The 13,162-nt window shown below is 71.3% G+C and carries 12 protein-coding genes; 7 read left to right on the forward strand and 5 right to left on the reverse strand.

The annotated features are described in order from the left end of the window. The first annotated feature begins 39 nt into the window (after positions 1–39). Genes E3T54_RS07845 through holA form a run of 3 tightly spaced genes read left to right on the forward strand, consistent with a single transcriptional unit; the run spans position 40 to position 4,329 of the window. Entirely contained in the window at positions 40–735 is a 696-nt protein-coding gene (locus tag E3T54_RS07845; RefSeq protein ID WP_134475225.1) for a helix-hairpin-helix domain-containing protein, read from the forward strand. Next, the gene (locus tag E3T54_RS07850; protein WP_134475226.1) at positions 732–3,239 is read left to right on the forward strand and encodes a ComEC/Rec2 family competence protein; all 2,508 of its coding nucleotides are present in this window, start codon (positions 732–734) and stop codon (positions 3,237–3,239) included. Before E3T54_RS07845 ends, E3T54_RS07850 begins: the two co-directional genes overlap by 4 nt. Before the next feature lie 28 nt (positions 3,240–3,267). Further along, a complete protein-coding gene (holA, locus tag E3T54_RS07855; RefSeq protein ID WP_166804856.1) occupies positions 3,268–4,329 on the forward strand; it encodes a DNA polymerase III subunit delta in 1,062 nt (353 codons plus the stop codon). A 235-nt stretch (positions 4,330–4,564) separates the two neighbouring features. Here the strand turns inward: holA and rpsT are convergent, their stop codons facing one another. From rpsT to E3T54_RS07875, 4 genes are all read right to left on the reverse strand, one after another. Beyond that, positions 4,565–4,828 (reverse strand): 30S ribosomal protein S20, encoded by a 264-nt coding sequence (gene rpsT, locus E3T54_RS07860; RefSeq protein ID WP_092324572.1) that lies wholly within the window; start codon positions 4,826–4,828, stop codon positions 4,565–4,567. Between the two features lie 119 nt (positions 4,829–4,947). Next, positions 4,948–5,715, reverse strand: a complete 768-nt coding sequence (locus E3T54_RS07865) for an alpha/beta fold hydrolase (RefSeq protein ID WP_241977119.1) — start codon at positions 5,713–5,715, stop codon at positions 4,948–4,950. Then, positions 5,715–6,341, reverse strand: coding sequence for a response regulator transcription factor (locus E3T54_RS07870; protein ID WP_134475228.1), 627 nt, complete (start codon positions 6,339–6,341; stop codon positions 5,715–5,717). The genes E3T54_RS07865 and E3T54_RS07870 overlap by 1 nt, the downstream gene beginning before the upstream one ends. Further along, positions 6,338–7,612, reverse strand: coding sequence for a sensor histidine kinase (locus tag E3T54_RS07875; RefSeq protein ID WP_134475229.1), 1,275 nt, complete (start codon positions 7,610–7,612; stop codon positions 6,338–6,340). The genes E3T54_RS07870 and E3T54_RS07875 overlap by 4 nt, the downstream gene beginning before the upstream one ends. A gap of 78 nt (positions 7,613–7,690) precedes the next feature. Between E3T54_RS07875 and E3T54_RS07880 the strand changes: the two genes are divergently transcribed. The 4 genes from E3T54_RS07880 to hemW are packed head-to-tail and all read left to right on the forward strand — an operon-like array spanning position 7,691 to position 12,703. Next, positions 7,691–8,929, forward strand: a complete 1,239-nt coding sequence (locus tag E3T54_RS07880) for an amidohydrolase (protein ID WP_134475230.1) — start codon at positions 7,691–7,693, stop codon at positions 8,927–8,929. A 38-nt stretch (positions 8,930–8,967) separates the two neighbouring features. Next, a complete protein-coding gene (lepA, locus tag E3T54_RS07885) occupies positions 8,968–10,821 on the forward strand; it encodes a translation elongation factor 4 (RefSeq protein WP_092324566.1) in 1,854 nt (617 codons plus the stop codon). A 4-nt stretch (positions 10,822–10,825) separates the two neighbouring features. Next, positions 10,826–11,473, forward strand: coding sequence for a DUF1990 family protein (locus tag E3T54_RS07890; protein WP_134475231.1), 648 nt, complete (start codon positions 10,826–10,828; stop codon positions 11,471–11,473). A gap of 6 nt (positions 11,474–11,479) precedes the next feature. After that, a complete protein-coding gene (gene hemW, locus E3T54_RS07895) occupies positions 11,480–12,703 on the forward strand; it encodes a radical SAM family heme chaperone HemW (protein ID WP_134475232.1) in 1,224 nt (407 codons plus the stop codon). A 19-nt stretch (positions 12,704–12,722) separates the two neighbouring features. Here the strand turns inward: hemW and E3T54_RS07900 are convergent, their stop codons facing one another. Continuing rightward, positions 12,723–13,094: a DUF4870 domain-containing protein gene (locus E3T54_RS07900; RefSeq protein WP_241977120.1), complete on the reverse strand. Its 372-nt coding sequence runs from the start codon at positions 13,092–13,094 to the stop codon at positions 12,723–12,725. Positions 13,095–13,162: the final 68 nt, after the last annotated feature.

Here is a 13,162-nt window from a genome sequence, read left to right on the forward strand (position 1 = left end):
GCGCGGGAGCGGAGCCGGGGCGCGGCCTAGCCTTCCGGCATGGAGTCCGACGAGGCGAGTGATGCCCTCGCACGCCTCGCCCCGTCGGCGCGTGCCCCGGAACGCGCGCGCCGCCGCATCGGGGTGGGCGCCGCGGTTGTGCTGTTGATTGTCGCGCTGGTGACCGCCGTCGTCGTGTCCGCATTCGGGCAGCCGCCGGGGCACGTCGTCGTGCCCGTCGGCAGCGGCCCGGGAACCGGGTCGTCCGGAGGCAACAACGAGGGGTCCGGCGTTCCCACGTCCCCCTCGGCAGACAGCGGCGGCATCCTGTTCGTTCACGTACTCGGCGCGGTTCGGCGGCCCGGTCTCTTCGAAGTCCGCGACGGGGCGCGGGTGATCGACGTCGTCGCGGCCGCCGGTGGCCTCCTGGCCACGGCCGACCCGGACGGCGTCAACCTGGCCAGGCTCGTGGGCGACGGGGAGCAGCTCTACATTCCGAAGCTCGGCGAAACGCAACCCGGTACCCCGCCGGGCGGGTCCGGCGGCGCGGCCCACGCCGCCGGCGGGAAGGTCAGCCTCAACTCCGCGAGCGCTTCGGAACTCGACACCCTCCCGCGGATCGGGCCGCTGATGGCCCAGCGCATCATCGACTACCGGGAGGCCAACGGCCCGTTCGCCGCCGTCGAAGACCTCCGCAATGTGACCGGAATCGGCGACAAGACCTTCGACGGCCTGAAGGCGCTGGTCACGCCGTGACGGCCGACCTGCGCCTGGCCGCCCCGGCCGCAGCCTGCTGGCTCACTGCCGGGGTGCTCTGCGCCGCTCCGGGGCAGGTGGCTGCGGCGGCTGGTCTGCTCTGGCTGGGGTCGGTGGCGGCCATCGGGATCGGCCTCGTCGATCGTTGGCCTCGGCGGTCGCGGTCCCAGAAAGGGTCTCAGCTTCGGGGGCGATGGCGAGCCCCGGCGCCAGCCCCGGGCCGCCCGGGTTGGCGCGCCCTGTGGGGTACGCTCGGCGTCACCTTCGCCGCCGCCGCGCTCGTCGCCACGGTCATCGCCGCCACCGCGTCCGCGCGGCTCCCGGGCGAGGTGAGGTCGGCCGCTGAACGGCACGCGATCGTCACCGGCACCGTCACGATCGGCACGATGGCCGCCGAGACGCAATCGTTCCAGGGTTTCAGCGGCTTCTCCAGTCGGGTCCGGTTCCGCGGCACCCTCACCGAGCTGCGGCTGGACGGCCGGACCGTGCCGGTGTCCGTTCCCGTGGTGGTGTTCGCCGAATCCACTGCTTCCGCTTCGCGCGCGCTGGAGATCGGTTCCTCCGTGCGGCTGACCGGCACGGTTCAGGTCGCCCAACCGGGGGATGCCGCGGCGGTTCTCTTCTTCGGACGCGGCCCACCGGAGGCCGGCACGGGTCCGCCGTGGTGGCTCGGGTGGGCCGGGGAGCTCCGGCACGGGTTCTCCGATGCGGCCTCCCGGCTGCCCGGCGACGGCGGCGACCTGCTGCCCGGCCTCGCCATCGGCGACACCACAGCGGTGAGCGACGAGCTGGACGGCGAGATGAAGACGAGTTCGCTGAACCACCTCACCGCCGTCTCGGGAGCGAACTGCGCGGTCGTGATCGCGTCGATCATGCTGCTCGGCGGGGCTCTCCGCCTGCGCCGAGGCGTGCGGATCGCCCTGTCCCTGGCGGTGCTCGTGGGTTTTGTGACGCTCGTGACGCCCGAGCCGAGCGTGCTCCGGGCCGGGGTGATGGCATCCGTCGTGCTGCTCTCGATCGGCATCGGGAGGCCCGGCGGCGGGGTGCCGGCCCTCGCCCTGGTCGTGATCGTGCTGCTGGCCGGCGACCCGTGGCTGTCCCGCAACTACGGCTTCGCGCTGTCGGTGCTCGCGACGGCGGGCCTGCTGGTCCTCGCCGGTCCCGTGACCCGGGCGCTGTCCCGCTGGATGCCCACCGGCCTCGCCGCCCTCATCTCGATCCCGCTCGCCGCTCAACTCGCCTGCCAGCCCGTACTCGTGCTGCTGAGCCCCAGCCTCCCGCTCTACGGGGTGCCGGCGAACCTGCTGGCGGCCCCGGCCGCGCCCCTGGCGACGGCCGTGGGACTCCTCGGCTGCCTGCTGCTGCCGTGGGCTCCTGGGCTCGCCGGGACCCTCCTGGGCGCGGCCTGGCTGCCGTCGGCGTGGATCGCCGCGGTTGCTCGAACTACGGCAGCCCTGCCGGGAAGCCGGCTGCCGTGGCCCGGCGGGGCTGTCGGCCTCACCGGCATCGTGCTCGTCACGCTTCTCGTCCTGATCCTCGTCTTCCGGCAGGCGGGAGCGCGCGGCGCGCGGCGGCGGACCGCGGCGCTGGCCCTGCTGCTGGCCTCGCTCGGCGCATATTCCGGGTCGCTCATCGGCACCGGGGTCGGGCGGGCCGCCGCCTTCCCCGACGACTGGCAGATCGCAGCCTGCGACATCGGCCAGGGTGATGCCGTGGTCGTGCGCGACGGGGACCGGTACGCGCTCATCGACGTCGGACCGGACCCGAAACCGCTCGCCGCCTGCCTCCGCACCCTCGGCATCGACCGGATCGACCTGCTCGTGCTCACCCACTACGACATGGACCACATCGGCGGGATCGACGCCGTGCTCGGCCGGGTGGACACCGCCCTGGTCGGGATCCCCGAGAACGACCAGGACCGGCGCCTGCACGACCGGCTCGCCGAGGGCGGCGCGCTGCTGCGGCAGTCTGCCCGGGGCGACAGCGGGGCCCTCGGCGGGCTGCGTTGGGAGATCCTCTGGCCGGTCAGGGGCTCACCGGTGATGCAGGTCGGCAACCCGGGAAGTGTGACGATCGGCTTCGACGGGCGCGGCATCCGGTCGCTGTTCCTCGGAGACCTGGGCGAGGAGGCGCAGGACGCCATGTCGCGCGCGTCCAGGCCGGCGGCACTGGATGTCGTGAAGGTCGCCCACCACGGTTCGGCCGACCAGAGCCCGGAGCTGTACGCCCGCCTCCGCGCCACGGTCGGGCTGATCGGGGTCGGCGCGGACAACGGCTACGGGCACCCGACGGATGCGCTGCTGGACATGCTCTCCGGAGTCGGAACGACCGCCTTCCGCACCGACCGGCAGGGGATGCTCGTGGTTGCGCCGGCCGCCCAGCGCGGCGGCGCGCTCACCGTGTGGACCGAGAAGGTGCCGCCCCGGGCGAGTGGGAGCCCGGGCGAGTGGGAGCCCGGGCGCGCGCGACAGCCGGCGCGCGGGCCCGTCACCGGCCCCGGCTAGGCTGGAACGAGCAATCGAAGGGAACCGCGTGGCCGCTCGCACCACCGCACCACGGGCACAGAAGCCGGCCCAGAAGTCGGCCTCGAAGTCGACGCCGAAGACCGCGGCTATCCCGCAGCTGGCCTGGCACCAGGTGCGTCCGGCGCCGGTCCTGCTGGTCTCCGGCACCGAATCATTCCTGGCCGAACGCGCCATCCGGCAGCTCCGGGACTTCCTGAAGCTCGAGGACCCCGAGCTCGAGGTCAGCGACGTGCAGGCCGACAGCTACGCGCCCGGCGAAATTCTCACCCTGGCCAGCCCCTCGCTGTTCGGGGAGCCTCGCCTGATCCGGGTGCGCTCCGTCGAGAAGTGCACCGACGCGTTCCTCACCGAGGCCCTCGACTACCTGCAGAACCCGGCCGAAGACACCTACCTGGTGATGCGGCACGGCGGGGGAGTGCGCGGCAAGAAGCTCCTCGACACGATCCGCAGCGGCGTCGGCGGCGGCATCGAAATCGTCTGCGCCGAACTCAAGAAGGACACCGACAAGTACGACTTCGCCTCGGCCGAATTCAAGACCGCGGGCAAACGCGTGACCGCCAGCGCCCTGCGCGCCCTCGTTTCGGCGTTCTCGGATGACCTCGCCGAGCTGTCGGCCGCCTGCCAGCAGCTGATCTCCGATTCGAGTGCGGAGGTCACCGAGGTCACCGTCGATCGCTACTACGGCGGCCGGGTCGAGGCCAACGCGTTCAAGGTGGCCGACTCGGCCATCGCCGGGCGCCACGGGGAGGCGCTGGTCACGCTCCGGCATGCGCTGTCCTCCGGGGCAGATCCGGTGCCCATCGTCGCCGCCTTCGCCATGAAGATCCGCACGATGGCCAAGCTGTTCGGAGTCCGGGGCGGTTCCGGCCAGCTCGCCTCCCAGTTCGGACTCGCGCCCTGGCAGGTGGAGCGTGCCCAGCGGGACCTCCGCGGCTGGAGCGACGAGGGCCTGGCCCGCTGCATCACCATGCTCGCCGAGACGGATGCGAACGTGAAGGGCGGCGGTCGCGACCCCGTGTTCGCGCTCGAGCGCCTCATCGGCGTGATCGCGCGGCGCGGCGAAGACTGACCGGCGGGGCCGCTGCTCGCCGACGTCGCCGGTTCCGGTCGAGACCGCCCGGTGCACCGGGGCAACTCGACCGGAACCGTTCGACTAGGCGGAACCGTTCGACTAGGCGGAACCGTTCGACTAGGCGGAACCGTTCGACTAGGCGGAACCGTGCAACTAGGCGACGAACGCAAAAAAAGTCCCCGCCGGCGAGGGCGGGGACTTATGAACCGAGGGCCGAAGCCCCGGTCGGAGACTACTTGAGGGCGGAAACCGACTTCGCGAGCGCGGACTTCTTGTTCGCGGCCTGGTTGCTGTGGATGACGCCCTTGCTGACGGCCTTGTCGAGCTTCTTCGAAGCGACGGCGAGGCTGGCGACGGCCTTGTCCTTGTCACCGGAGGTGATCGCGGCGCGCGCGATGCGGATAGCGGTCTTGAACTCGCTCTTGACCGCCTTGTTGCGCTCCTGGGACTTCTTGTTGGTGAGGATGCGCTTGATCTGCGACTTGATGTTTGCCACGTTTGCACGCTTTCGTTTAGATTCTTTTACGGACATGCCACTCAGCGGTAGAGGGCGCTTCGCGGCGAAAATCGTGTGGGGTGGGACCCAACACGCAAGCCAACAGGAAACGATACCAGCTATTGGCCCGGCCCGACAATCGGCCCCGGCTCCCCGCCCGCTTCCTCGGCCGGGAAATCCGCCGACAGCTCGGCGGCCACCCCGCGGAGCACCGCGGTGAAGCGCTGCGGTTGCGCGAGGCTCACCAGGTGGGTCGCGCCCGGCACGATCACGCGGCGTCCGCGACGGCAGGCCGCGAGGAAGCGCCGTTCGTTCAGGCGGAACTGGTCCAGGGCCCCATTCACCAACCACACCGGCCCCGGGTAGGCGGCCAGGCTCGCCAGCGGCCGGAGAGTCCCGGTGGCGCGCAGCCCGGCATCCATGACGTCCAGGGCCACGCCCCCGGCGAGCACGTCGTGCGCACCCTGGCGGGGAACCAGGGCGCGCACCATCGTCGTGTGCAGCCAGAGCCCGCGGTCGGGCAGCAGACGGATGCCCCTGGCCAGGCCGCGGTATGCCGCAAGTCCCGGTCCTCCCGGCACCGTGGAGCAGCCGGCCGCCACGAGCCCGGCCACCCGCTCGGGGTGCGCGCCGGCGTAGGCGATCGCGTAGTAGCCGCCGAGCGACAGGCCGACGAGCATCACCCGGCCGCCGAGTGCGGTCACGCCGGCATCGATCTCGCGGAGGGCGCCCTCCACTGTGAACTCCTCGCCGAGCAGCGCGCCGTGGCCCGGCAGGTCGATCGCGAGCACGGAGTGCCCGTCGTCTCGGAGCCGCTCCACCTGCTGCCGCCACATCGAGGCCGAGGTGCGGATGCCGTGCACGAGCAGGATCGGGATGGCGGCCATCAGCTGTTCCTGATGGTTCCGGCGGCCCGGGCCGCTGCCACGGCCGAGGTGCGCGAGCCGACCCCGAGTTTGGCGAAGATGTGCGCGAGGTGGGACTTGACCGTGGCCTCGCTGAGGAACAGGTCCTGGCCGATCTGGCGGTTCGACCGCCCGGCCGCGACGAGCGTGAGCACCTCGGCCTCCCGCAGCGACAGCCGGGTCTCCGGCACCCGGGCGCGGGTGTCCAGTCGCGAGGCGACGGCGGGCGCGAGCGCGCTCTCCCCGGCCGCCGCAGCGCGGACGGCCGCGATGAGCTCGGCCGGCGGGGCGTCCTTGAGCAGGTAGCCGCTGGCCCCGGCCTCGATCGCGCCCAGGATGTCGGCATCCGTGTCGTAGTTGGTCAGGACGAGCACGCGAGGCGCTCCCGGGCGCGAACGCACGGCCCGGGTCGCCTCCGCTCCCTGCAGCGCCCCGGTGAACTGCAGGTCCATCAGCACCACGTCGACGCCGCCCGCCGCGGCGACCGCGACCGCGTCCTCCGCGCTGCCGGCCTCCGCCGCGACGTCCATGTCCGCCTCGGCCGAGAACAGGGCGCGCAGGCCAGCGCGCACCACCGGGTGGTCGTCGGCCAGGAGGAGGCGGATCACGCCGCACCCTCGCCCAGCGGGAAGGTCACGGCGACCGCGGTCCCGCGCCCCGGGCGCGACTCCACCACGAACGTTCCGCCGAGCTGCTCCACCCGCTGCCGGATGGCGACCAGCCCGAACGACTCGGTGCGGAGCCCGGGCGTGGGCTCCGTCGCGGTGAAGCCCCGCCCGTTGTCGACGACATCGAGCGTGACCTCGTCGCTCATGTAGCTGAGGGTGACCTCGGCGCGGGTCGCCGCCGCGTGCTGGACCACATTGGCCAGCGAGCCCTGGGCGATCCGCAGCAGGGTGGCTTCGAGCCGCATGGGCAGCTCGACCGGCTCCCCGGTGACGTGCAGGCTCACCGCCGTCGCCTCCCGGCTCCCGGCGGCCTCGCGGGTCACGGTGTCGGCCAGGCGGGCGAGGGCGCCGGGGAGGGTCTGGGTGTCCAAGGCCGGGGGAGTGAGCTCGCGGATGAACCGGCGTGTCTCCTGCAGATTCGCGGCCGCGGTGTCCCTGGCCAGGCGCAGGTGCTCGAGCGCCGCGGCATCCGTCACCGTGCGTTCGGCGGCATGGATCAGCAGCTGGATGCTGGACAGGCCCTGGGCGAGCGTGTCGTGGATCTCGCGGGCGAGCCGTCCGCGCTCGGCCAGGATGCCCGCCTGGCGTTCGGTCGCGGCGAGGTCGGCTTGGGCGCCCCGAAGCTCACCGATCAGGGCCTGGCGTTCGGCGGCCTCGCGCAGCAGCGCCCGGTAGCCCAGCCCGATCGCGACGGCCACGCCGGCGCCGACCAGCGGCCCGAGCGCGGCCCCCACGCTGAAACCGAGGTTGCGGCTGAGCGCCCACACCGCCAGCAGCACGCTGACCAGGACGAGCGGCACGCCCCAGCGGAGGGGGAGCACATGGAGCTGGAGGAAGAACAGCGGGAAGACGATATACGCGGCGTCCTGGGCCAGGAGGGTGAGAGCGAGCCACTCCACGAGCAGCAGGCCCAGCCAGACCGGGATGATCCACCGTTCCCGGCGCGTGCGGGCGAGGTAGCTGCCGCCGAAGTAGCTGCCGAGGAACACGGCCGCCAGGCCGACGATCAGAGCTGGGTCGGGCCAGGCGCCGAACAAGGCGCGCACCACGACCAGGGCGGTCAGCGCGGCGATCAGCAGGTGGAGTCCCATTCGCAGCCCGGTGAACACCGGGGTGAGCGCCGACAAAGGCAGGCCGCCGCCGATGCTGGCGGACGGCAGGGTGGTGACAGGGCCTGGGGCGACTGGGCCCGGGGCGGCAGGGCTGGACATTGCGCCCAGCCTAACCAGAGCGGATGCTCCCGGGCATCCATCGAAGGGATGACCGTCGGGAGTGGCTAGGGTCGAGTCATGACTTCACCGCTGAATTCCGCCCGCGTGATCGCCCTCGTCAACGCCCGGGTCGTCCCGGTCGCCGGCGACCCGATCGAACGGGGCACCGTGCTGATCGAGGACGGACTGATCTCCGCGGTCGGCGCCGACCTGTCCATCCCGGGCGGCGCCGTCATCATCGACGCGGCCGGCAAGTGGGTGTTGCCCGGCTTCATCGAGGCGCACGGCCATGTCGGCATCGACGAGGAGGCCAACGGCTGGGCCGGCAACGACACCAACGAGATGACCGACCCCAACACGGCCGGCGTGCGTGCCATCGACGCGATCAACATCGACGATGAGGGATTCCGGGACGCCCTGGCCGGGGGAGTCACGACGATCGTGGTGAAGCCGGGCTCCGGCAACCCGATCGGCGGGCAGACGGTCGCGATCAAGAGCTGGGGCGGCCGCACCGTCGACGAGCAGGTCATCAGCGAGTCGGTCAGCGTCAAGTCCGCCCTCGGCGAGAACCCCAAGCGGGTCTACGGCGACAAGAAGCAGACCCCGAGCACCCGGTTGGGCGTGAGCCTGATCATCCGCCGGGCCTTCGTCGAGGCCCGCAACTACGCCGAGGCGCGTGACGCCGCCGCGGCGAAGAACGAACCCTTCACCCGTGACCTCGGCAAGGAGGCCCTGGCCCGGGTGCTCTCCGGTGAGCTCGCCTGGGATCAGCACGTGCACCGCCACGACGACATCGCCACCGCACTCCGCCTGGCCGACGAATTCGGCTACCGCCTGGTGATCAACCACGGCACCGAGGGGCACAAGCTCGCCGACGTGCTCGCCGAGCGCGACATCCCGGTGATCTTCGGGCCGCTGTTCACCTCCCGCACCAAGGTCGAGCTCCGCGACCGCGCGATCGGCAACCTCGTCGCGCTTGCCGCGGCCGGGGTGCGGGTGGCCATCACCACCGACCACCCCGTCGTCCCGATCAATTTCCTCGTGCACCAGGCGTCGTTCGCCGTCAAGGAGGGCCTGCCGGCGCGGGTTGCGCTCGAGGCCCTCACGGTGAACCCGGCCGCGATGATGCGCCTGCAGGACCGCGTCGGTTCGCTCACGCCGGGCCTCGACGCGGATGTCGTGGTCTGGTCGGGCGACCCGCTCGACATCAACTCCCGCGCCGAACTCGTGCTCATCTCCGGGGTCGAGGTCTACCGCTGGTCCGACGGCGCCGGACGTGTCGTCGAGCGCAGCGAACGGCTCGCTGTGCGCGGGTAGACCTGCGGCGCCGCTGAGCATGAAAGAATTGGGGCACCATGTCACCCAGAGCTCTCAAGGCGCTTGAACCGTCCGCCACCCCGCCGGCGTTCATCCGTAACTTCTGCATCATTGCCCACATCGACCACGGTAAGTCGACCCTGGCCGACCGGATGCTGCAGATCACCGGGGTCGTCGACGAGCGTTCCATGCGGGCGCAGTACCTCGACCGGATGGACATCGAGCGCGAGCGCGGCATCACGATCAAGAGCCAGGCCGTGCGGATGCCGTGGGAGCTCGAGGGCCAGACCTACGCGCTGAACATGATCGACACGCCCGGCCACGTCGACTTCACCTACGAGGTCTCCCGCAGCCTCGCCGCCTGCGAGGGCGCGATCCTGCTCGTCGACGCGGCCCAGGGCATCGAGGCGCAGACCCTCGCGAACCTCTACCTCGCCCTCGAGAACGACCTCACCATCATTCCGGTGCTGAACAAGATCGACCTGCCGGCGGCCGACCCCGACAAATACGCGAAGGAGCTGGCCAGCCTCATCGGCGGCAGCCCCGACGACGTGCTGCGGGTGTCCGGCAAGACCGGCGTGGGCGTGAGCGAACTGCTCGACCGGGCCACCCGGCTCATCCCGGCCCCGGTCGGAAACCCGGATGCCCCCACCCGCGCGATGATCTTCGACTCGGTCTACGACAGCTACCGCGGCGTGGTCACCTACGTGCGCATGATCGACGGCAAGCTGGGCCCGCGCGAGAAGATCCAGATGATGTCCACCCGCGCCACCCACGAGATCCTCGAGATCGGCGTCAGCTCGCCCGAGCCGACCCAGAGCCAGGGACTCGGCGTCGGAGAGGTCGGCTACCTGATCACGGGCGTGAAGGACGTGCGCCAGTCCAAGGTCGGCGACACGGTCACCACCGCGGTGAAGCCGGCGACGGTCGCCCTGCCCGGCTACACCGAGCCCAAGCCGATGGTCTTCTCCGGGCTGTACCCGATCGACGGCAGCGACTACCCGGCCCTGCGCGAAGCGCTCGACAAGCTCAAGCTCTCCGACGCGTCCCTCGTCTACGAGCCGGAGACATCCGTGGCCCTCGGCTTCGGTTTCCGCTGCGGCTTCCTCGGCCTGCTCCACCTCGAGATCATCACCGAACGCCTCGACCGGGAGTTCGGCCTCGACCTGATCACGACCGCGCCCAGCGTGATCTACGAGGTCACCACCGACGACAAGAAGACGGTCACGGTGACGAACCCGAGCGAATTCCCGAACGGGAAGATCGCGAAGGTCGAGGAGCCAGTCGTCAAGGCGGCCATCCTGGCCCCCAAGGACTACGTCGGCGTGATCATGGAACTCTGCCAGAGCCGCCGCGGCACCCTCCTCGGCATGGACTACCTCGGCGAGGACCGGGTCGAGATCCGCTACACCATGCCCCTCGGCGAGATCGTGTTCGACTTCTTCGACAACCTCAAGAGCCGCACGGCCGGCTACGGCTCGCTCGACTACGAGCCGATCGGCTCGCAGGAAGCAGACCTGGTCAAGGTGGACATCCTGCTCCAGGGCGAGCAGGTCGACGCGTTCAGCGCGATCGTGCACCGCGACAAGGCCTACGAGTACGGCGTGCTGATGACCGGGCGGCTGCGGAAGCTCATTCCGCGGCAGCAGTTCGACGTGCCGATCCAGGCCGCGATCGGCGCCCGGATCATCGCCCGCGAGAGCATCAGCGCCATCCGCAAGGACGTGCTGGCCAAGTGCTACGGCGGCGACATCTCCCGCAAGCGCAAGCTCCTCGAGAAGCAGAAAGAGGGCAAGAAGCGCATGAAGATGGTCGGCCGGGTCGAGGTGCCGCAGGAGGCATTCATCGCGGCGCTCTCCGGCGACGAACCGCCCAAGAAAGAGAAGAAGTAGCCGGATGCGCCGGGAAACCTTCACCGACGCCGCCGTCACCTACGGGGCCATCGGCGGCACCCTCGCGCCCGACCTGCTCCGCTACCCGCCCCAGGGGCACCGGCCGCAGGAGCGCAGCGTGCGGCTCGGCAGCGGCGAAGTGCGCTTCCGCCTGGCCTCGCGGTCGCTGATGACCTGGGGTGTGCAGCGCGGCAGCGGCATGAGCGTCACCGACCTGGAAAGCGGAACCGGGGTGCAGTACTCCGGCCTCCGGTTCAACGCCGACGGCACCGCTGCGGCCGACCAGAACGGATCGGACAACGAAGAGACCTTCTCGGACGACGGCACGCCCTACATCATCAACGGCATGACGGCCCGGCTCAGGGTTCCCTTCGGTCCGTTCACCGTGACGGCGCCGGTGCGCGTGGTCTACGTGATCGACGAGGTCGACCGGGTCGGCTTCGCCTACGGCACGATGAAGGGCCACCCGGAAAGCGGCGAGGAATCCTTCGTCGTCGCCCGGCACGAGGACGACTCCGTCTGGCTGACGGTCAGGGCCTTCTCCCGCCCGAGCACCTGGTACTACCGCCTGGTCTGGCCGATCCTGCGGATGCAGCAGGCGCGGTTCACCCGGAGCTACCTCCGGGCCCTGCACCCCGCCGGCGCGGCGTAGGCGCCGATGGCCGGTCCTCAGCCCCTCGGAGACCCTGCCCCGGCGGACGGCCTGCTGCCCGCCGGGGCGGCGGTCGGCGCGCCGGAGCGCGACTTCGGCGTCTACCTGCACGTGCCGTTCTGCCGCGTGCGCTGCGGCTACTGCGACTTCAACACGTACACGGCGACCGAGCTGCGCGGCGTCAAGCAGAGCGACTACGCGAGCCAGGCCGTCCTCGAGGTCGAGGCGGCGGGCCGCATCCTGACAGACTCCGGGCTGCCGGCCCGCGAGGCCTCGACCGTCTTCTTCGGCGGCGGCACCCCGACGCTGCTGCCGGCCGAGCACCTGGCCCGGATGCTTGCGTCGGTGAGGTCCGTCTGGGGCATCGCCGCGGGCGCCGAGGTCACCACGGAGGCGAACCCCGACTCCGTCGACGAGGCCTACCTGGCCCACCTTGCCGGCGCCGGCTTCACCCGGGTTTCGTTCGGCATGCAATCGGCCGTGCCGCGCGTGCTGGCCACCCTCGAACGCACCCACGACCCCGAGCGGGTGCCGCTCGTCGTGCGCTGGGCCAGGGACGCCGGGCTCGACGTCAGCCTCGACCTCATCTACGGCACGCCGGGGGAGACCCTCGCCGACTGGCGAGCCAGCCTGGAGCACGCGATTGCACAGGCCCCCGACCACCTGAGCGCGTACTCGCTGATCGTCGAGGAGGGCACCAAGCTCGCCCGGCAGATCCGGCGCGGGGAACTCGTCCAGCCCGACGAAGACCTGCAGGCGGACTTCTACGAGCTGGCCGACGAACTGCTCGCCGCCGCCGGGTACTCCTGGTACGAGGTGAGCAACTGGGCCACGGACGACGCCCACCGTTCCCGCCACAATCTCGCCTACTGGCGCAGCCAGGACTGGTGGGGCGTCGGTCCCGGCGCGCACAGCCACATCGGCGGCGTGCGCTGGTGGAACGTCAAACACCCAGCCGCCTACGCGGACCGGGTGCTCTCCGGGCTCTCGCCTGCGGCCGGCCGGGAGACGCTCGACGACGCGACCCGGGAGGTGGAGCGGGTGCTGCTGCGGAGCCGCATCCGGGAGGGCATTGCGGTCGCATCGCTGTCGCCGCAGGGACGCCGCGAGGTCGCCGGGCTGATCGCCGACGGGCTGATCGACGGCGCGGCGGCGATCGGCGGCTCGATCGAGCTGACCCTCCGGGGCCGGCTGCTGGCGGACGCGGTCGTCCGGCGCCTGACCGACTGACCGCGCCGGCAGCCGATCCCTAGCTGACGAACTTGATCGTGAGCGGGTAGGTGTAGTACCGGCCGGTGTTGGCTGCCATCGCGGCCATGATTCCGAAGACGATGGCGAGGATCCACGCGGCGGCGAGGATGAGGAAGCCGATCAGGAGGATCGCGGTGACGCCGCCCACGATGTAGGCGATCAGCAGGGTGATCTGGAAGTTCAGGGCCGTCGCCGTGTGCGCGCGGATGAACGGTCCGCGGTCCTTCAGCACGAGGTAGCCGATCAGCGCCGGCAGCGGGCCGAAGAGGATTCCGCCGATGTGGATGAGCGTCGCCCAGAGCTTCTCGTCGGCCGGGTTCATCGGGGTCGGGGCCTGGTACTGGTTCGAGGGGGGAGGTGCTGAGGACATTCGAACTCCTTATGGTCTGGGTCGGCACGGTCTGGGTCGGCCCTGTGCGGTCACGCCGACACCAGAGT

It is taken from the genome of Cryobacterium sp. Sr8, assembly GCF_004403225.1.
Taxonomy (GTDB): domain Bacteria; phylum Actinomycetota; class Actinomycetes; order Actinomycetales; family Microbacteriaceae; genus Cryobacterium; species Cryobacterium psychrotolerans.